This is a genomic window from Pseudomonas sp. NPDC090208 (assembly GCF_044746785.1).
In the GTDB taxonomy this organism is placed as follows: domain Bacteria; phylum Pseudomonadota; class Gammaproteobacteria; order Pseudomonadales; family Pseudomonadaceae; genus Aquipseudomonas.
In genome coordinates, this window is sequence record NZ_JBIVCU010000005.1 from 291,156 (window position 1) to 309,719 (window position 18,564).

Here is an 18,564-nt window from a genome sequence, read left to right on the forward strand (position 1 = left end):
CCCTGACCGACAGGTGCCTTTTTCACGCCATGGACGGCGCGCGCTGGTCGGCGTCTTGACCGGTGGGTTACCCTTACGACTGTTGTGTGTTTTTAACAAGGAATTTCCCGATGTCTGAGCCAGTCAAACTGCGCGCTCATACCCAGGCGCACTGCAAGGATTGCAGCCTGGCCGCTCTGTGCCTTCCCCTCTCCCTCAATCTGGAAGACATGGATGCACTGGACCAAATCGTCAAACGCGGCCGCCCTATGAAAAAGGGCGAATTCCTGTTTCGCCAGGGCGACACCTTCGATTCAGTCTACGCAGTGCGCTCCGGCGCGCTGAAAACCTTCAGCCTCAGCGATGCCGGGGCCGAGCAACTGACCGGCTTCCACTTGCCCAGCGAGCTGGTCGGCCTGTCGGGCATGGACGCCGAAGCCTATCCGGTGTCGGCTCAGGCCCTGGAAACCACCTCGGTGTGCGAGATTCCCTTCGAGCGGCTCGATGAGCTGTCGGTGCAACTGCCGCAACTGCGTCGCCAGTTGATGCGGGTGATGAGCCGGGAAATCCGTGACGACCAGCAGATGATGCTGCTGTTGTCGAAGAAGACCGCCGACGAGCGCATCGCCACCTTTCTGGTCAACCTGTCGGCGCGCTTCCGTGCCCGTGGCTTCTCCGCCAACAAATTCCGCCTGAGCATGTCGCGCAACGAAATCGGCAACTACCTGGGGCTGGCAGTGGAAACCGTGTCGCGGGTGTTCACCCGTTTTCAGCAAAACGAGCTGATCGCCGCCGAAGGCAAGGAAATCCGCATCCTTGACCCTATCCAGCTGTGCGCGCTGGCCGGCGGTTCACTGGACAGTTGATGCCGGAAAGCGGATGCAGGAAGAACCGGGCAGGCTTAAACTAGCGCCTTTGTGTGATCTGCCCAGGTTCTTTCGATGATCTTCGACGAATTCAGCTTCAAATCCCTGATCCGCCCGGTTGTGGACTTTCCCAAGCCCGGCGTGATCTTCCGCGACATCACCCCGCTGTTCCAATCGCCCAAGGCCTTGCGCCTGGTGATCGACAGCTTCATCCAGCGTTACATCGACGCGGAATTCACCCACGTCGGCGCCATGGATGCGCGGGGCTTTCTGATCGGTTCGATCATCGCCTACGAACTCAACAAACCGCTGGTGCTGTTCCGCAAGCAGGGCAAACTGCCGGCTGACGTGCTGTCCGAGGGTTATCAGACCGAATACGGCGAAGCGTTTCTGGAAGTCCACGCCGACAGCCTGTGCGACGGTGACTCGGTGGTGATGTTCGATGACCTGATCGCCACCGGTGGCACGCTGATCGCTGCCGCCAACCTGATCCGCCGCATGGGCGCCAAGGTCCACGAAGCGGCCGCGATCATCGACCTGCCGGAACTGGGCGGCAGCCAGCGCATTCAAGACATGAACATCCCGACGTTCTGCCTGACGCAGTTTGCCCTGACAGACAAATAAGCCGTAGGAGCGCGCTTGCCCGCGATTGCGATACTCTTGACGACATGGGTGTCGCCTGACAGAGCGTCATCGCGAGCAAGCTCACTCCTACAAGTTCTGTGTCTATCCAGCCTTTTGCGCAAGCCGATGATCTGTAGGAGTGAGCTTGCTCGCGATTGCAATCCGTCAGACACCCTCTACGTGTCATGATCTCCGCCTCGCGGGCAAGCGCGCTCCTACGGTTTTACAACTTGATTGGCTTGCGCCCGGCAAACGAGTGAGCCAGGGTGCCGCCGTCCACCAGCTCCAGCTCGCCACCCAGCGGTACGCCGTGGGCGATGCGCGAGGTGACCAGGCCCTTGTTGTTGAGCAACTGGGCGATGTAGTGAGCCGTGGCTTCGCCTTCCACGGTCGGGTTGGTGGCAAGGATGACTTCCGCGAAGGTGCCCTGCTCTTCGATCCGCGCCATCAGTTGCGGAATGCCAATAGCCTCCGGCCCCAGGCCGTCCAGCGGCGACAGATGGCCCTTGAGTACGAAGTAGCGGCCGCGATAGCCGGTCTGCTCCACCGCGTACACGTCCATCGGCCCTTCAACCACGCACAGCAGCGAATCGTCCCGGCGCACGTCGGCGCACTGCGGGCACAGTTCGTCTTCTGTCAGAGTGCGGCATTGCTTGCAGTGCCCGACGCCCTCCATGGCCTGGCTCAAGGCCTGGGCCAGACGCGAACCACCGCTGCGATCACGCTCAAGCAACTGCAACGCCATGCGCTGGGCGGTTTTCTGACCAACGCCGGGCAGGATGCGCAGGGAGTCGATCAACTGGCGAATCAGAGGGCTGAAGCTCATCGAAGAAAAGTCTCACAAAAACACGAGACGCGGTTTATACCCGCGCCTCCTGGCAGCGTCAAATCAGCTCATGACACCTTGACCACCAGCTTGCCGAAGTTCCTCCCTTCCAGCAGGCCGATGAACGCATCGGGCGCATGTTCCAGGCCTTCGACCACGTCTTCGCGGAACTTGACCTTGCCGTCTTTCACCAGCGGCACCATGGCCTGCATGAACTCGCCCAGACGGTGGTAATACTCCTCGTAGACGATAAAACCCTGAATCCGCGCGCGCTTGGTCAGCAACGTACGCAGCAGCAATGGCAACTGGTTCGGCCCGTCAGGCAGGCGCTGGGCGTTGTATTGCGCGATCACGCCGCACAGCGGAATCCGCGCATGTTGGTTGAGCAGTGGCAGTACGCCCTCGAACACCTTGCCGCCGACCAGTTCGAAATAGATGTCGATGCCGCTGGGGCAGGCTTCACTCAATTGTTCAGCGAAAAACTCGCTGTGGTGGTCGATACAGGCATCAAAACCCAGTTCATCGACGACATAGCGGCACTTATCGATGCCACCGGCCACACCGACCACCCGCAGGCCGTGCAGCTTGGCGACCTGGCCCACCACCGACCCGACCGCGCCGGAGGCTGCGGCGACCACCAGGGTTTCACCGGCCTTGGGCTTGCCGATGTCCATCAGCCCCATGTAACCGGTGATGCCCGGCATGCCAAGGACGCCGACCGCCATCGACGGGCTGGGCAGATCCTTGGGCACCGACAGGAGGTTCTTGCCGTCTGAAATGCTGTGGCTCTGCCAGCCGGTCTGACCGACCACCAGATCGCCGACCTGAAACGCCGGGTTGCGCGACTGTTCGACCACACTGACCGCCCCGCCCTCCATCACCGCGTCGATGGCCACCGGCGCGGCATAGGATGGCGCATCGCTCATGCGGCCACGCATGTAGGGGTCGAGAGAAAGGTACAGCGTGCGCAACTGAACCTGGCCCTCTTGCAGGTCGGGCAATGCCTCGCGCTCCAGACGAAAATTCTCAGGCGTCGGCGCGCCCTGAGGGCGAGAGGCCAGAACGATACGCTGGTTGAGGATCAATTCTTGCGACATGACGGGAAACTCCGTGACAGGTCAGAGAAGGATTATAGAAAAGCAGACTGTGGACGCGATCGGGGGTTCGCAATATCTGTCGCTACACCCCATTTTTGGCGCCCTGTATAGCACCTGTAGGAGTTGGCTTGTCCTGCGACCTGGCGCGAAGCGGCAGTAAATCCATGCGCATTGGCAGTGTCAGATGTACCGAGTGCACAGATTTTACGACTGCTGCGCAGTCGGTCGCAGGACGAGCCAGCTCCTACAGTGGGCGTGCGCCACAAACAAAAATGCCAGGCACAGGGCCTGGCATTTTCGACGACGCATCAACCACCGAATCAGAACGGCAGTTTCATGCCTGGAGGCAGTTGCATGCCAGCGGTCACGCCGGACATTTTTTCCTGGCTGTTCTGCTCGATCTTGCGCACGGCGTCGTTGACGGCGGCGGCGATCAGGTCTTCCAGGATTTCCTTGTCTTCCTGCATCAGGCTGTCGTCCAGGCTCACGCGCTTGACGTCATGACGACCGGTCATCACCACGCTCACCAGGCCTGCGCCCGATTGGCCGGTCACTTCGGCGTTGGCCAGCTCTTCCTGCATCTTGGCCATTTTTTCCTGCATTTGCTGGGCCTGCTTCATCAGGCCAGCCATGCCACCTTTCATCATGGGGTATCTCCTCGAAAGTCGCGGTGTCTTAAAAGGGCGCTCCACAAGCTTAGCGCCCTGTGCTCAATAACGGGTTACGGCGCCGGTGCATCCACGGGCACGATGGTGTCCTCGCGGATGATCGCACCAAACTGCTGCAGAATCTGCTGGATGAACGGGTCTTCGTGAATCGAGACCTCGGCCTGGCGCTGGCGGTCGGCACGCCGACGTGCGGCGGCCTGGGCCGGGGTTTCCTGCTCGGGCGTGATCAGCTCGATCTTCAGGTTGATCGTGCGCTCATGGTACTGGTTCAGTGCTTCGTTCAAGCGGCGCTGCTGGGTCGCGTTGAACAGTGCGCTGTGGGCCGGGTCCAGGTGCAGCAGCCAGTCGTCGCCGTCCACGGCGATCAACGTGCAGTTGGCAGCAATGCTGCCGGTCATGCCGGAAATCGGCAGTTTCGGGAACAGTTCCAGCCAGTCCGCTGCGAGGCCTGTGGCCGGTTTGGCCGCGGGCAGCAACTCAGGCTCCTTTTCCACCGTTTCGGTCACGGTGTCGTGGGCCAGATCGTCGAGATAGGCGAACGAGGCCGGGTCGATGTCGATATCGGGCTCGTTGTAGTCGTCGTCCGGTGGCGGCTCGTCGTCGCGCTCCATCGGCGCCGGCACGTAAGGCACGGCGCCGGGCACGTGTTCCAGCATCGACGGGCTGACCGCTTCGGCAGCCGCCTGCAGCTGCTCGACAGATTCCACCTCCGGCGCGTCCGGCACGGGACTGGCTGGCGCCGGGATCGGCATCGGTGTCAGTTCGGGCTGCTCGGCCACGGTATCGAGCACTGGTTCCGGAATGTCTTCGACGACAGGCGCAGCAGCAGGCTCAGGCGCGCTGACGGGCGCGGCGACCTTGGGCTCGTTCCACGGCAGGTCGATGTCTTCTGCGGGCGGTGCCGGCTCGGGTTGCACCGGAGCCTCGACCCGTGGCGCAGGCGCAACCGGTGCCTGGGCCACCGGCGCGACGGGCGGTGGTGCAATGACGGGGGCCGCGGCCACCGGCTTAGGGGAATCAACCGTGGCCGGGTTGATCCCCACTGACTTTAACGGTTGCGTCGGTACGTTATCGCTGTCGGCCGGGCGGAACGCCAGCATGCGCAACAGGACCATTTCAAAGCCACCACGGGGGTCCGGTGCCAGCGGCAGATCGCGGCGCCCGATCAGGCCCATCTGGTAGTAGAACTGCACGTCTTCGGCCGGCAATGCCTGGGCCAGCGCCAATACGCGTTCGCGGTCGCCATGGCCGTTGTCGACGGCATCCGGCAGCGCCTGGGCAATCGCCACGCGGTGCAGGACGTTGAGGATTTCCGACAGCACGCCGCTCCAGTCCGGGCCCTGCTCGGCCAGATGACGCACGGCCTCCAGCAAGCCACGGGCATCACCGTCGATCAGCGCGGTCAGTACGTCGTAGACCTGACCGTGATCCAGCGTGCCGAGCATCGCCCGCACATCGGTGGCCAGTACCTTGCCTTCACCGAAGGCGATGGCCTGGTCGGTCAGACTCATGGCGTCGCGCATCGAACCGTCGGCGGCACGGCCCAACAGCCACAGCGCGTCGTCTTCGAAAGGAATGTTTTCCGCACCCAGCACGTGGCTCAGGTGCTCGACCACGCGCTCCGGGGTCATGTTCTTCAGGGAGAACTGCAGGCAACGCGACAGGATGGTGGCCGGCAGCTTCTGCGGGTCGGTGGTCGCGAGGATGAACTTGACGTAGGGCGGCGGCTCTTCCAGCGTCTTGAGCAAGGCGTTGAACGAGTGGCTGGAGAGCATGTGCACTTCGTCGATCAGGTAGACCTTGAAGCGCCCGCGGCTCGGCGCGTACTGCACGTTGTCGAGCAGTTCGCGGGTGTCTTCGACCTTGGTCCGGCTCGCGGCGTCGATCTCGATCAGGTCGACGAAACGGCCTTCGTCGATCTCCCGGCACACCGAACATTCGCCACACGGCGAAGACGTGATGCCGGTTTCACAGTTCAGGCACTTGGCGATGATCCGCGCGATGGTGGTCTTGCCGACCCCGCGCGTGCCGGTGAACAGGTACGCATGGTGCAGGCGCTGGCTGTCCAGGGCGTTGATCAAGGCCTTGAGCACATGGGTCTGGCCGACCATTTCGCGGAACGAGCGCGGACGCCATTTACGTGCAAGAACCTGATAACTCATTGAAAACCGTCGCGACTGGGTTGCGGAAGACCGCTAATGCTAGCGGAGCGGGGGCAAAATTGCATCCGCACAATATGACTGTGCGCATATCCACAATCTGCCGCTAAACTGCCATCAGCCCATTTGGCACTGTCACGCTCACTCCGCCTGTTTTGAGGGACCTTATGCGCCTGCCGGTTTTGAGCGCCCTGTTGCTGATGAGTGGGACGGGTCATGGTGAAGAAGCGCCGCTGCGCTTTTCCATCGCCGACGCCTGGTCGATGCCGATGGCGCAGATCGACGATCGCCAAGCCACCGGCGGCATCATGGTCGACATCATGCAAAGCATGGCGACCCACGCCGGGTTCGCGGCGGAATTACGCGTGCTGTCGATCAACCGTGTGCAACGCGCCGTGGAGCAGGGCCAGATCGACGTGCGCTGTTATACCGCGCAATCGTGGATGCCGAGCATGTCCGGGGACGTCACCTGGAGTCTGCCGCTGCTGGTGCAACGCGATCTGCTGATCAGCACACCGGACAATGCCACGCCGGTCGATCTCGCGCGTCTCGACAAACAGGTCATCGGCACCGTGCTCGGCTACGCCTATCCAACCCTGCAGGCCGCGTTCGACACCCGGCGCCTGAGCCGCGAAGACGCCCGCAGCGAATCTCAGGTGCTGCAAAAGCTGCAGATGCATCGCTACCACTATGCGGTGGCCAATCAGTGGTCGCTGGATTGGTTCAACCGCAATCTGTCCGACGACCAGAAGCTGCGCGGCGTGGCGGTCATCGACGAGCAGCCGGTGGGCTGTATCGTGCGCAACGACCGGAACATCCCGGCGCAGAAACTGATGCGCGTGCTGCTGAACATGCGCGACTCCGGCGAAATCGAGCGCATCACCGCGCGTTACAACACCGTGACCGGCCTGCCGCCGGATCGCCCTGCTCGCGAGGATCGCTGAAACGGCTCTGGAATGGGCTCTGCAGGCTGTAGCAATAATGTCACATTGCAGGAATAGGCTCCGTCGACATAATTGGTAACACCTCAGATTCCTGATCAGGAGCCGTGATGAGCGACAAACAAGAAGACCCGTCCAAGCCGTCCGTTACCCCGATTTCCAGCGATTCTCCCACAGACAGCAGCCGTCGCCGCTTCCTCGGCGGCGTGGCCGTGCTGGGTGCTGGCGCCACCTTGAGTGGTGTGGTCAGCGCCAGCGAAAGCGCGGCCACCGGCCAGAACAGCACGCTGCAATCCAGCCTCAGCGGCGCTGCGCTGGACAAGGCGCTGCAAGACAACGTCAAGACCATCGTGGTCATCTACGGTGAAAACCGCAGCTTCAACAACCTGTTCGCCAATTTCCCCGGCGTCGAGAAACCGCTGTCGGCGGTCAAGCCAGCCGACTACCAACAGCGCGACCGCGACGGCAAATTGCTGGAAACCCTGCCGCAATGCTGGGGCGGTGTTTGCCAGGTCGGGCCGCAGAGCATTGATGGCGTGACCTACGCCACCGGCACGCAATATCAGGAAAACCTGCCCAACGCGCCGTACGCGCTCAAGGGGCCGAGCGGCGAAGACCTGCCATTGGGTGTGGTCACCCGCGACCTGTGGCACGTGTTCTACCAGAACCAGATGCAGATTAACGGCGGCAAGAACGACGGTTTCGTCGCCTGGGCCGACTCCGGCAGTCTGACCATGGGCCACTACAGCCAGACCCAATACTCCCTGCGCCTGTGGGACGTCGCCCGTGAGTTCGTGTTGTGCGACAACTTCTTCCAGGGTGCCTTCGGCGGTTCGTTCCTCAACCATCAGTACCTGGTGTCGGCCAAGGTGCCGTTCTACCCGGATGCGGCCAATTCCCCGGCCAAGTCGCAGATCGCCACGCTGGAAAGCAGCGACCCGCTGGACTATCGCCTCAAGCCACTGGACAAATCACCGGCCAGCGCCATGGTCGGCCCACCGCAGTTCGGCCCCAGCCTGCTGACGCCGGACGGCTACGCGGTCAACACCATGGCCCCGCCGTACTGGCCGACCTGGCTGCGCGACAAGGACAACCCCGACTACTCGCAGCCCAACCTCGCCAACGTGCTGGTGCCGCAGACCCACGACCATATCGGCGACAAGCTGTCGAAGAAGAACGTCGACTGGGCCTGGTATGCCGGCGCCTGGCAGGTCACCCTTGATGCCTACAAGGATTCCAGCGGGATTCCGAAGATCCCCAACTTCCAGTACCACCATCAACCGTTCAACTACTTCAAGCAGCAAGGTCCGGAGCATGTTGCCGAGCGCAACAAGCGCCTGCGCGACGGCGGTCTGGGCGACGAGTCGTCGACCAACAAGTTCTTCGCCGACGCTGAAGCCGGCAAGCTGCCAGCGGTGACCTTCTACAAGCCCCAGGGCAACCTCAACATGCACGCCGGTTATGCCGACGTCGCCGCCGGTGACCGGCATATCGACCGCGCCGTGAAGATCCTGCGCAACAGCCCGCAGTGGAAGAACATGGTGATCGTTGTCACCGTCGACGAAAACGGCGGCTGGTGGGACCACGTGGCACCGCCAAAAGGCGATCGCTGGGGGCCGGGCACACGGATTCCGGCCATTGTCATCTCGCCGTTCGCACGCAAGGGCACGGTGGATCACACGGTCTACGACACCGCCTCGATCCTGCGTTTGATCACTCGCGTGCACGGCCTGGAAACCCTCGACGGCATCGCCGAGCGGGACAAGGCCATGGTTGCCCGTGGACAGGCGCCGATGGGCGATTTGACCGGGACGTTGCACTTCCCGGCGTGATTGCCCTTTCGTAGCAGTCCGGCTTGCCGGCGCCAGCGGCCTCAAGAACGTCACCGCCGGCAAGCCGGACTGCTACGGGTTCAGCGCACACAATCCCTTTTGCTTCTGGCCGCAGGCCGTAGGAGTGAGCTCTGCTCGCGATAGCGTTGGATCTGCACTGGCGTATGAACTGACCCACCGCCATCGCGAGCAAGCTCACTCCTACACATGATCATCGGCGCGAGCAGAGCCCCCTCCCACAGTTGCCGATGGTGGCGATTTCAAAAAGTCACCCTTCACTTGCGCCCGAAAATCCGCGCCATCTGTCTATGTACAGCCCCTCGCCCCCCTCCCTAGAGTGAGTGCTCATTCCACACGACTCAGGAGAGCGCCATGCCCCGGACATTCAATTTTCAGCAGGTCGACGTGTTCGCCAGCACTGCAACCGAGGGCAACCCTCTGGCCGTGGTCAGCGGCGCCGATGAATTGACCGACGAGCAGATGGCCGCCTTCGCCCGCTGGACCAACCTCAGCGAAACCACCTTCCTGTTGCGCCCCACTCACCCGGAAGCCGATTACCGCGTACGCATTTTCACCCCCAACCGCGAGCTACCCTTTGCCGGTCATCCGACCCTGGGCAGTTGCTTCGTCTGGCTGGACAACGGCGGCAAGGCGGAGGCCGAGGAGATCGTTCAAGAATGCGGTGCCGGCCTGGTGCGCATCCGCCGCGACGGTTCGCGCCTGGCCTTCGCCGCCCCGCCGTTGCGTCGCAGCGGTGCGGTGGAGGAAGAACTGCTGCAACGCCTGGCCACCGGTCTGAACCTGGCCCGCGAGCAGATTGTCGCCAGTCAGTGGGCCGATAACGGGCCTGGCTGGGTCGCGGTGATGCTGGCCAGCCGCGAAGAACTGCTGGCGGTGCGCCCGGACTATGCGGTGCTGGAAGGTTTGAGCGTCGGCGCTGTCGCCCCGTGGACCGGCCCTGACGCCGAAGCCGATTTTGAAGTGCGCGCGCTGATGGGCACCCAAAGCGCCGAAGACCCCGTCACCGGCAGCCTCAACGCCAGCCTGGCGCAGTGGCTGATTCCGGCTGGCCTGGCGCCAGCTCGCTACACCGCTCGACAAGGTACGGTGATCGGCCACTGCGGGCGGATCAGCGTGGAGCAGATCGATGAGCAGATCTGGATTGGGGGTGATGTGCAGAAGTGTATCGAGGGGCGTGTCAGCCTTTGAATGAAGCCGTTTGTGTCAGCCTGATGGAAATCGACTGTTTCATCAGGCTGACGGCTTTTACAGGCCTTGTACAAACGATGGGACGAGGCTCTTTCACTTCACTTTCAGATAAATCAGATCGATTGCCTGCTTGACCGTCTGAATTTTCTCCGCCTCATCCTCGCGAAACTGAATACCAAACGCCTCCTCAACCGCCATCGGTAGCTCAGCCAGATCCAATGAATCTGCTCCGAGATCGTCGATAAAACGTGCGTTTTCGGTAACTTGGCTGAAATCGCAAGCTAACTGGTCCGCCACAACTTCTTTGACTTTCTTTGCCACTTCATCCCTGGTCATAACCCACCTCCATCCTTTCCTTATCTATCCAAAGCCTAACCCCACACTCGCCCTTCCATTAGATCCATTCGCAATCACCCCAATAGCGATTGCCTCGAACCATGGCGCCTGCGCCCATTGCTGCTTTACTCAACGACACCCCGCAATCGCTTGAGTAGCGCCCATGAACCGCAATGACCTGCGCCGCGTGGACATGAACCTGTTGGTGATTTTCGAAGCGCTGATGTTCGAGAAGAACCTCACCCGCGTGGCGGAAAAGATGTTTCTCGGGCAACCCGCCGTCAGTGCGGCGCTGGCGCGTTTGCGTGATCTGTTCGATGACCCGCTGCTGGTGCGCAATGGCCGTGGCCTGGAACCGACCCAGCGGGCCATCGCCATCCTCAAGGAACTGCAGCCGGCGATGGACACCATTTCCGGCGCGGTCAGCCGGGCCAAGGATTTTGACCCCTCGACCAACCGCGACGTGTTTCGCATCGGCCTGTCGGACGACGCCGAGTTCGGTCTGTTTCCGCCGCTGCTCAAGCAATTGCAGAAAGAAGCGCCCAACGTGGTGATCGTGGTGCGGCGAGTGAATTTTCTGCTGATGTCGCAAATGCTCGCCTCCGGGGAAATCTCCGTTGGGGTGAGCTTCACCACCGAGCTGCCGGCCAACGCCAAACGCAAGAAACTGCGCGACCTGAGCTGCAAGATCCTGCGCGGCGACGACCGCCCCGGCGCCCTGACACTGGAGGATTACTGCGAACGGCCCCACGCGCTGGTGTCGTTTTCCGGCGACCTGGGCGGCAACATCGACAACGACCTGGCACGGGTCGGCGGCTCCAGACGGGTGATTCTGGCGGTGCCGCAATTCAGCGGCCTGCGCTCGCTGCTCCCCGGAACAGAGATGCTCGCCACCGTCCCGGACTACGCCGCCTGCGCACTGGTCGACGGCTGCAAACTGCGCGCAGACGACCCGCCCTTCCCCATCGTCCCGTCGGAACTGTCGATGGTCTGGAACGGCGTCCACGACAACGACCCCGCTGAACGCTGGCTGCGCTCGCGGATCGCCGAACACATGTCGGCACCGTTGCCGATCGAGAAATGACAACCAGCCCAAAGCCCTATGGGAGCGGGCTTGCCCGCGAAAGCGGCCTTGAGATCGCCACCGCCGGCAAGCCGGACTGATACGGGAACAATGCCAGCTTTTGATCTGGTTTTTGATGTTGGGGCCCCGTCCCAGAAGGCCGAACGCAGGCGATGTGGAGTGGGTTGAGCGACAGGATGTCGCGAGAGCCGCGTGGGCCATGGATGGCCCATTCGCGGCGGGCCCACGGAGCATTGCCGGAGTGAGGGTATGCCGAGCCTGTGGCGAGGCACCGTATGGCGGGGTAAAGAGCCCTTGGTTACTTGGGGCTTTTCCAAGTAACTCGCCGTGAGGCGAAACAGGGCTGCGTTAGCAGCTACAGCGCCAGATAAAACACATCCCATTCGCGGGCAAGCCCGCTCCCACGGCCTTCGGCCAGAAGCGCACATGGCGGCACTCGCAGGCCCGTAGCAGTCCGGCTTGCCGGCGGTGGCGTCTTTGCAATCGCAGCCGCCGGCAAGCCGGACTGCTATGGGTTTTGACGAAAGCGAAATTTGCCAGCCCCCGAGAAACCTGTGGGAGCGAATTCATTCGCGATGGTCAGTCCGGCCGGCACAGCTCTGGCGTCTGAAACAACCATCGCGAATGAATTCGCTCCCACAAAGCATCGCGGGCAAGCGCGCTCCTACCGGAAACCGTGCGCGATTCAGGTGAAGGTGTATTCGCCGAACTGCCCGAGAAACACCGGCAGGTCGGTCAACGGCGGTTTGGCGGGCACATCGAAATACATCTGTACCACCCAGCCCCGGTGATACACGGCGTGGTTGACCACATGCATCAACATTGCCCCCGCCGTCATCACGCTTTTCTCACCGGAAACAAAATTGAAATCCACCGGTTCGGCCAGCGACTCATCGGTCTGCGCCGCGCTCCAGGAGCGGTACCAGGCATTCATTTCGATCTGCGCCGCCTGCAGCGACTCGAACTCCGGGTACGGCACTTCGAAGCGGGTCTTGAACTCATGGGGCCGGCCTTCCAGATGCGCCTGCCAGATACGGTCCACCACATAAATGTGATTGAGGCAGCCAACCATGTTCTTGAACACCGTGACCCGCTCCCTGGTCGCCTCGCCCGGCGGCAAGGTCGCCACGCTGGCAAACATCTGTTCATCGGCCCACTGTTTGTAGTGCGCGAGCATGTGAGCGGTTCGCACATTGATCATGTCGACCTCCGGAGCGCTGCTCGAACGGAAATGGTCAGGCAATGATAGTCCCGTTTCGCGGGCGATTGGCCTCCTCGACGGCCCGTGGATCCGGCATTTTCCAGAGACCGTTTTAACGCCGGATCAATTGTGACCGGTCATCGCTGCTTCGCTCTGCATCACCTCCTGCGCCTCCCGTGGCAGGCGGGTGGTCAACAGGCCGCACAGCACCGCGATCATGCCGATGACCATATACACCCCGACAAACGACGCGTTGAATTCCGCCAGCAGTCCGGCGCAGAAATTGCCGAGCATGCCACCGACACCCTGCAGGATATTGGCGATGCCGAAAATCGCTACCGCCAGCGCCGCACCGCCCGCCATTTTCGACACGTAGGCCGGGATCAGACCGAAGATCGGGTAGAACGCCACGGCGAACAGCACGCCGGCAATCAGCGGCCAGTGACCGTACGGATGCATCACCAGAATCGTCGCCGCCAGCGCCACGCAGGCATACACCAGCAGCATGGTGGTGCGCAGGCCGATGCGGTCTGACAGCCAGCCCAGCGCCAGACCGGCGAACATACCGACGAAACCGATGCTGGCCCAGATCTGCGCGGTGTAGGCCACGTCGAAATTCAACTCGGTGCGCAGGTAGGACGACAGGTAGTTCTGAAATGGAAACGTGGAAAAACCCACGAGAAAATTCATCGACCAGATCATCAGCACCCAGGGCTGCGTCAGCGCGTGCCGGTTCACGGCGGTCGCGCCATGGGCCACCGCCGTCGACTCCCGATCACGAGCGAACAGCCGCCCACGCTGAAACACCAGCAACACCCCGACCGCCAGGACCACGGTGATCAGGCCGACGATCCACCAGACTATCCGCCATTCGCCCTGAGGCGCGTACAGCGGCACCAGCAGGCTGTTGATGAACACGCCATAACTGGTGCCGCTGGACACCAGGCCCATGGCCATGCCGCGATACTTGAACGCTACGGCACGGGCAATCACGTCCACCATGGGCACGTAGACCGTGGCCGCAGTACCCGCCAACACGGTCAGCAACATGCCGACCATCACCACGTTGTGGGCCAGCGGCATCAGCAGCAAGGCGACGGCACACACCACCCCGGAGCCGAAAATCACCCAGCCCCCGCCCACGCGCGGCGTCAACCAGGCCGCCAGCAATGCGCTGAGCAGAAAGCCGAACTGCCCCGCTGCGGTCAGGGTGCCGACATGGGAAATGTCGAAGCCCAGACTGGCGCGCATGTCCGGCACCAGTTGGGCGAACAGGTAAATGCCGAAGCCGTAAGTGGCGGCCACCAGGCCGGTGAGCAACAACACGATCAGTGCATTGATACGCATGGTCAGCTTCCTTGTTCTTCTCGGAGATTGGAAAAGCCTCAGCCCGGTTGCGCCGCCTCGATCAGTTCCGCCGCCAGCGTCCGGGCAATCAGAAACACGCTGTCGTCGTTTTCCAGTGCGCCGGTCAGAAATGCCCCCTCCAGCAGCAGGAACAAGCGCCGCACCAGGGTCTGGGCATCGTTCAGCCCGGCCATCCCGGCGAGGTTCAGCAGGTGATCCTTGACGCTGCCTTTGTGCCGCTCTACCGCTGCCCGTACCGGGTGGCTGCGGTCAGGGAATTCCGCCGCCGAATTCACGTAAGGGCAGCCACGCAGACCGCCTTCGCGCAGCCACTGCCGGTGCAGATCGAACAGCGACAGCAGTTTGTCCACCGGCGATTCGGCCGCCGCCAGCGACTTCGCCACAGCGGCATTCCAGCGCTCGTTGCGCTGGTCGAGGTAGGCCACGATCAATTCGTCCTTGGAGGTGAAGTGCGCGTACAGCGTCATCTTCGACACCCCGGCGAACTGCGCCACGGCGGCAATCCCGGTGGCGTTGATGCCGTCGCGGAAAAACAGCGCGGCAGCGGCGTCGATCAGGCGTTGATGGGTCACGGTGGAAGCAAGTCGGGTCGGCATGAAATCACTTCATCAAGCAAACTGTACTGACCGGTAAGGATAGACGCGAGTGCGCAACAATCCATTGCCAGAAGCGACAGATGACCAACGGTCAGCGACGACGGAATGTCAGCGGCAGGGAAAGGCGTTTTTCAGCGCGGCCACCACCAGCACCGATTCGTTGAGGTGCAGGCTTTGCGGGTGTTCTTCGAGGGACTGCACGACGATGCGCATGGACTGGATCATCGGAATGCCACCTTCGGGCACGCAGACCAGCTTCGGCACATCGCCGGCTTCGTGAAACAGATCGAGGGTGTCGATGGTCGCCTGCAACACACCGACGCAGTGGCCGATGCCCACCGGATTTTTCGCCACACCGCCGCTCATGCTCTGAATGCCGTCCTGGCATTCGAGCAGCAGCTTGTTGCCATCGGCAAACGCTGGCGTGCCGAGACCGCACGCCAGCAGGACGAACACGCCGGCGACGGTTCTCAACGCAGCCGACCTCACCGCAACCACAGTTCCTTGACCGCGTGATCCGCCGCCTTGCGCACCACAAGACTGGCGCGCTCGCGGGTCGGCAGGATGTTTTCCAGCAGGTTCGGACGGTTGATGTCGCGCCAGATCTTGCGCGCTGCATCCGGCGACTTTTCCGGCGGCAGGTCGGCCAGTTCGCGGAAATACGCACCGCGAGCGCGGAATGCAGTGCGTTGCAGCATCAGGAAGCGCTCGACGTACCAGCGTTCGATATCGGTTTCATCGGCATCCAGATAGATCGAGAAATCGAAGAAGTCCGAAACGATGCTGCCCGGTTTCTGCCCGTCGTTGCCTTCGGTCTGCAACACGTTCAGTCCTTCGAAAATCAGGATGTCCGGCTGGCTGACCTTGAGGAACTGGTCCGGCACGATGTCGTAGCTGATGTGCGAATAGACCGGCGCGCTGATCTCGGCGACACCGGCCTTGAGGTCGGAAAGAAACCGCACCATGCGTTTGCGGTCGTAGCTTTCCGGGAAGCCCTTGCGGTGCATGATGCCCTCGGCGTCGAGCCGGGCATTGGGGTGCAGGAAGCCGTCGGTGGTGACCAGATCGACCCGCGGATGATCGGGCCAGCGCGCCATCAGGGCCTGCAGGACCCGGGCAAAGGTGCTCTTGCCCACCGCCACGCTGCCGGCGACGGCGACCACAAACGTCTGTTTTTTGGCAGGACGCCCGAGAAAGGTGTCCTTGATGCTGTCCAGGTTGCGCGCCGCATTGACATGCAGATTGATCAACCGCGACAGCGGCAGGTAGATGTTGACGACATCTTCCAGGGAAATATCTTCGTTCACGCCCCGCAACGCCGCCAGATCGTCTTCGGACAGGGTCAGCGGCGTGTTCGCGCGCAGCCCCGCCCACTCGGTGCTGGTCATTACGAGGTAGTCATCAGGCGCCATCTATAGCCTTCCAATCCAGTGTCGATTTCGACAATGGTGCGAAGACTATCGTATTGCCCAAAAAACCGGGCAGATTTCTTTGATTTGGCACGCATTCCTGACCGAATCGACATGTCATGCCCACACACTGTGAGAGCGAATTCATTCGCGATTGGCCAGTACATCCGCTACATGGCCGTCAGACGTAGCGCCGTCTCGCGAATGAATTCGCTCCCACAGGCCGCCGCTGAGGATCACGCCGCGCGGTATTCGATGGTCAGGTGCGACACCTCGTGAACCACGCCCAGCTGCTCACGAATCGTTTCAGCAGATACCCCGCCCGCCGCCACCACGCTGACAATCGCTGCACGGGCGTCCGGCCCGACTTTCCACACATGCAGATCGGTGATCTGCACATCGCCACTGGCCTGCACCACTTCGCGGATTTCTTCGGCAACGTGCTCGTCGGTGACATCCAGCAGCACGCCGGCGCTCTGGCGGATCAGGCCGACCGACCATTTGGCAATGACCACGGCGCCGACCACGCCCATCAACGGATCAAGCCAGACCCAGCCCAGATAACGCCCGGCCAGCAACGCCGCAATCGCCAGCACTGAGGTCAGTGCGTCGGCCAACACATGCATGTAGGCAGAACGCAGGTTGTTGTCACCGCCGTGGGAGTGGCTGTGATCGTGATGGCTGTGGTGTTCATGGCCGTGGTGGTGATCATGGTGATGGCCGTGATCGCCTGCCAGCATGAACGCACTGACGATGTTGACCAGCAGCCCGACCACCGCGATCAACGTCGCTTCACCGAACGCCACCTGGGTCGGTTGAAACAGCCGCAGCAATGACTCGCCGCCAATGCCCAGCGCCACCAGCATCAGGATCAGCGCCGAGGCGAAGCCGGCCAGATCACCGACCTTGCCGGTGCCGAAGCTGTAGCGGCGGTTATCGGCATTGCGTCGGGCAAACGAATAAGCCGCAGCAGCAATCCCCAGCGCTCCGGCATGGGTCGCCATATGAAAACCATCGGCCAGCAGCGCCATGGAACCGGTGATGTAGCCGGCGGCGATCTCGCCGACCATCATCACGAACGTCAGCAGCACCACCCACAGCGTGCGGCGGGCGTTGTCGTCGTGGGCGTCGCCCAGAAACATGTGATCGTGGGCCGGTTTACCTGCAGTCATCATGCGTTGTTCCTCACTTCGAATAGCGGCGAACCGCTTCCAGCAATTCTTCCAGGCCTTGGGCCCGCTCGGCGTCACTCAGCCCTGGAGCAGCCACATGCTCGCGGGCATGGGCTTCGATGATCTGATCGAGCAGGCCATTGATCGCCCCACGGGTGGCGGCGACCAGATGCAGGGTCTTCGCACAATCGGTGTCCGACTCCAGCCCGCGCTCGATGGCCTGCACTTGCCCGGCAATGCGCCGGACCCGCTTGAGCAGTTCGTCTTTTTCGGCGTGAATGTGCGCCATACCATACCCCCCTACCTATATTTGGCGGCATGATGGACTGCTATTGACGCGTTGGCAAGCTGCGCACTGTCCGGATCAGCGGATTCGTTTCGGTATCGAACCCGGTACGACCTCGACATCCTGACGACATGCCGCGCCGGCATAAGTGAGCCGTTTACAGCCGACAGCCTTCGACCATGTGCGTTTCCCTGCTCGATCCCGACCAGATTCAGATCACTCGCCTGTTCCCCACGCCCATTGCCTCGCTGCGATACCCCGGCTTCGAGACGCTCAATACCGAACTGAAAGCCATCATCCTGGCCCGTGCCGAGCAGTGCTCCGGTACCTTGCACAGCAATCAGGGCGGCTGGCAGTCCAGTGATGACTTCCCGGCTTGGGCGGACGAACCCGGCCAGCGATTGCTGGACTTCGCCCGCGAACTGGCCAATCAGCTGTCGGCGGTGCAGAGCCCGGAGCACGGGCTGGTCGAAGCCAGGCTGGCGTGGACGCACAACGCCTGGGCCAACATCAATCTGCACGGCCATTCCAATCGCCTGCATGGGCATCCGGGGGCCTATTGGTCAGCGGTGTATTGGGTGGATGCCGGCGATGAGCACCAGGGCGGCGAACTGGAGTTTCTCGACCCGCGAGGCCTCACGCCCAGCTTGGCGCATCCGCATTTGCGCATGCGGATCGAGGGTTGTCTGGATGCCGGTTTCATGAAAAACATCACGCCCCGGGCGGGCACGCTGTTGATGTTTCCGTCGTGGCTGCTGCATTCGGTCAGTCCGTATCTGGGCCAACGGCCGCGGATATCGGTGGCGTTCAATTTTTCGGTGTGAACGCTGACGTGGGCTTGGGCACGTTACGCGCCCCCTTGCAGGAGCTGGCTTGCCCTGCGAGCGGCGACGCAGTCGTCGTAAATCCTG

At 62.1% G+C, this 18,564-nt stretch carries 19 protein-coding genes; 7 read left to right on the top strand and 12 right to left on the bottom strand.

The window, feature by feature from the left end; genetic code table 11:
- Window positions 1-110 precede the first annotated feature (110 nt).
- Both fnr and ACIPL0_RS11675 read left to right on the top strand, forming a co-directional pair.
- Window positions 111-845 carry a fumarate/nitrate reduction transcriptional regulator Fnr gene (gene fnr / locus ACIPL0_RS11670; RefSeq protein WP_400600200.1) on the top strand — a complete coding sequence of 245 codons (735 nt, stop codon included), beginning with the start codon at window positions 111-113 and terminating at the stop codon, window positions 843-845.
- A gap of 75 nt (window positions 846-920) precedes the next feature.
- Window positions 921-1,469 (top strand): adenine phosphoribosyltransferase, encoded by a 549-nt coding sequence (locus ACIPL0_RS11675; protein ID WP_400600202.1) that lies wholly within the window; start codon window positions 921-923, stop codon window positions 1,467-1,469.
- A 223-nt stretch (window positions 1,470-1,692) separates the two neighbouring features.
- Here the strand turns inward: ACIPL0_RS11675 and recR are convergent, their stop codons facing one another.
- The 4 genes from recR to dnaX all read right to left on the bottom strand — a co-directional run bounded on the left by recR (window position 1,693) and on the right by dnaX (window position 6,222).
- On the bottom strand, window positions 1,693-2,295 hold the full coding sequence (recR, locus tag ACIPL0_RS11680) for a recombination mediator RecR (protein ID WP_400600204.1): 603 nt from the start codon (window positions 2,293-2,295) through the stop codon (window positions 1,693-1,695).
- Between the two features lie 68 nt (window positions 2,296-2,363).
- Window positions 2,364-3,392, bottom strand: a complete 1,029-nt coding sequence (locus ACIPL0_RS11685; protein WP_400600206.1) for an NADP-dependent oxidoreductase — start codon at window positions 3,390-3,392, stop codon at window positions 2,364-2,366.
- A 320-nt stretch (window positions 3,393-3,712) separates the two neighbouring features.
- Complete coding sequence (locus ACIPL0_RS11690) at window positions 3,713-4,039, bottom strand: YbaB/EbfC family nucleoid-associated protein (RefSeq protein WP_400600208.1); 327 nt, start codon at window positions 4,037-4,039, stop codon at window positions 3,713-3,715.
- 74 nt (window positions 4,040-4,113) lie between these two features.
- Window positions 4,114-6,222 carry a DNA polymerase III subunit gamma/tau gene (gene dnaX, locus ACIPL0_RS11695; RefSeq protein WP_400600210.1) on the bottom strand — a complete coding sequence of 703 codons (2,109 nt, stop codon included), beginning with the start codon at window positions 6,220-6,222 and terminating at the stop codon, window positions 4,114-4,116.
- 164 nt (window positions 6,223-6,386) lie between these two features.
- Here dnaX and ACIPL0_RS11700 point away from each other — a divergent pair, with 164 nt between their 5' ends.
- The 3 genes from ACIPL0_RS11700 to ACIPL0_RS11710 all read left to right on the top strand — a co-directional run bounded on the left by ACIPL0_RS11700 (window position 6,387) and on the right by ACIPL0_RS11710 (window position 10,201).
- Window positions 6,387-7,163 carry a substrate-binding periplasmic protein gene (locus ACIPL0_RS11700; protein ID WP_400600211.1) on the top strand — a complete coding sequence of 259 codons (777 nt, stop codon included), beginning with the start codon at window positions 6,387-6,389 and terminating at the stop codon, window positions 7,161-7,163.
- Window positions 7,164-7,270: 107 nt separating this feature from the next.
- Window positions 7,271-8,992, top strand: coding sequence for an acid phosphatase (acpA, locus tag ACIPL0_RS11705; RefSeq protein WP_400600212.1), 1,722 nt, complete (start codon window positions 7,271-7,273; stop codon window positions 8,990-8,992).
- Window positions 8,993-9,364: 372 nt separating this feature from the next.
- Window positions 9,365-10,201, top strand: a complete 837-nt coding sequence (locus ACIPL0_RS11710; RefSeq protein ID WP_400600214.1) for a PhzF family phenazine biosynthesis protein — start codon at window positions 9,365-9,367, stop codon at window positions 10,199-10,201.
- Between the two features lie 93 nt (window positions 10,202-10,294).
- On the opposite strand, the gene acpP is transcribed toward ACIPL0_RS11710, so the two are convergent.
- Window positions 10,295-10,537 (bottom strand): acyl carrier protein, encoded by a 243-nt coding sequence (gene acpP, locus ACIPL0_RS11715; RefSeq protein WP_400600216.1) that lies wholly within the window; start codon window positions 10,535-10,537, stop codon window positions 10,295-10,297.
- A 163-nt stretch (window positions 10,538-10,700) separates the two neighbouring features.
- Between acpP and ACIPL0_RS11720 the strand changes: the two genes are divergently transcribed.
- The gene (locus ACIPL0_RS11720; RefSeq protein WP_400600218.1) at window positions 10,701-11,621 is read left to right on the top strand and encodes a LysR substrate-binding domain-containing protein; all 921 of its coding nucleotides are present in this window, start codon (window positions 10,701-10,703) and stop codon (window positions 11,619-11,621) included.
- A 685-nt stretch (window positions 11,622-12,306) separates the two neighbouring features.
- Here the strand turns inward: ACIPL0_RS11720 and ACIPL0_RS11725 are convergent.
- The 7 genes from ACIPL0_RS11725 to ACIPL0_RS11755 form a co-directional block, all read right to left on the bottom strand.
- Complete coding sequence (locus ACIPL0_RS11725; RefSeq protein WP_400600220.1) at window positions 12,307-12,822, bottom strand: DinB family protein; 516 nt, start codon at window positions 12,820-12,822, stop codon at window positions 12,307-12,309.
- 123 nt (window positions 12,823-12,945) lie between these two features.
- Window positions 12,946-14,169, bottom strand: coding sequence for a nitrate/nitrite transporter (locus ACIPL0_RS11730; protein ID WP_400600222.1), 1,224 nt, complete (start codon window positions 14,167-14,169; stop codon window positions 12,946-12,948).
- Between the two features lie 38 nt (window positions 14,170-14,207).
- Window positions 14,208-14,786: a TetR/AcrR family transcriptional regulator gene (locus ACIPL0_RS11735; RefSeq protein ID WP_400600224.1), complete on the bottom strand. Its 579-nt coding sequence runs from the start codon at window positions 14,784-14,786 to the stop codon at window positions 14,208-14,210.
- A 108-nt stretch (window positions 14,787-14,894) separates the two neighbouring features.
- Window positions 14,895-15,260 (bottom strand): Rap1a/Tai family immunity protein, encoded by a 366-nt coding sequence (locus ACIPL0_RS11740; RefSeq protein ID WP_400600226.1) that lies wholly within the window; start codon window positions 15,258-15,260, stop codon window positions 14,895-14,897.
- Window positions 15,261-15,271: 11 nt separating this feature from the next.
- On the bottom strand, window positions 15,272-16,198 hold the full coding sequence (gene coaA / locus ACIPL0_RS11745) for a type I pantothenate kinase (protein ID WP_400600228.1): 927 nt from the start codon (window positions 16,196-16,198) through the stop codon (window positions 15,272-15,274).
- A gap of 233 nt (window positions 16,199-16,431) precedes the next feature.
- On the bottom strand, window positions 16,432-17,370 hold the full coding sequence (gene dmeF / locus ACIPL0_RS11750) for a CDF family Co(II)/Ni(II) efflux transporter DmeF (protein ID WP_400600230.1): 939 nt from the start codon (window positions 17,368-17,370) through the stop codon (window positions 16,432-16,434).
- Between the two features lie 10 nt (window positions 17,371-17,380).
- On the bottom strand, window positions 17,381-17,656 hold the full coding sequence (locus ACIPL0_RS11755) for a metal/formaldehyde-sensitive transcriptional repressor (RefSeq protein ID WP_400600232.1): 276 nt from the start codon (window positions 17,654-17,656) through the stop codon (window positions 17,381-17,383).
- A 176-nt stretch (window positions 17,657-17,832) separates the two neighbouring features.
- On the opposite strand from ACIPL0_RS11755, the gene ACIPL0_RS11760 reads away from it, so the two are divergent.
- A complete protein-coding gene (locus ACIPL0_RS11760; protein WP_400600234.1) occupies window positions 17,833-18,477 on the top strand; it encodes a TIGR02466 family protein in 645 nt (214 codons plus the stop codon).
- The last annotated feature ends 87 nt before the right edge of the window (window positions 18,478-18,564 follow it).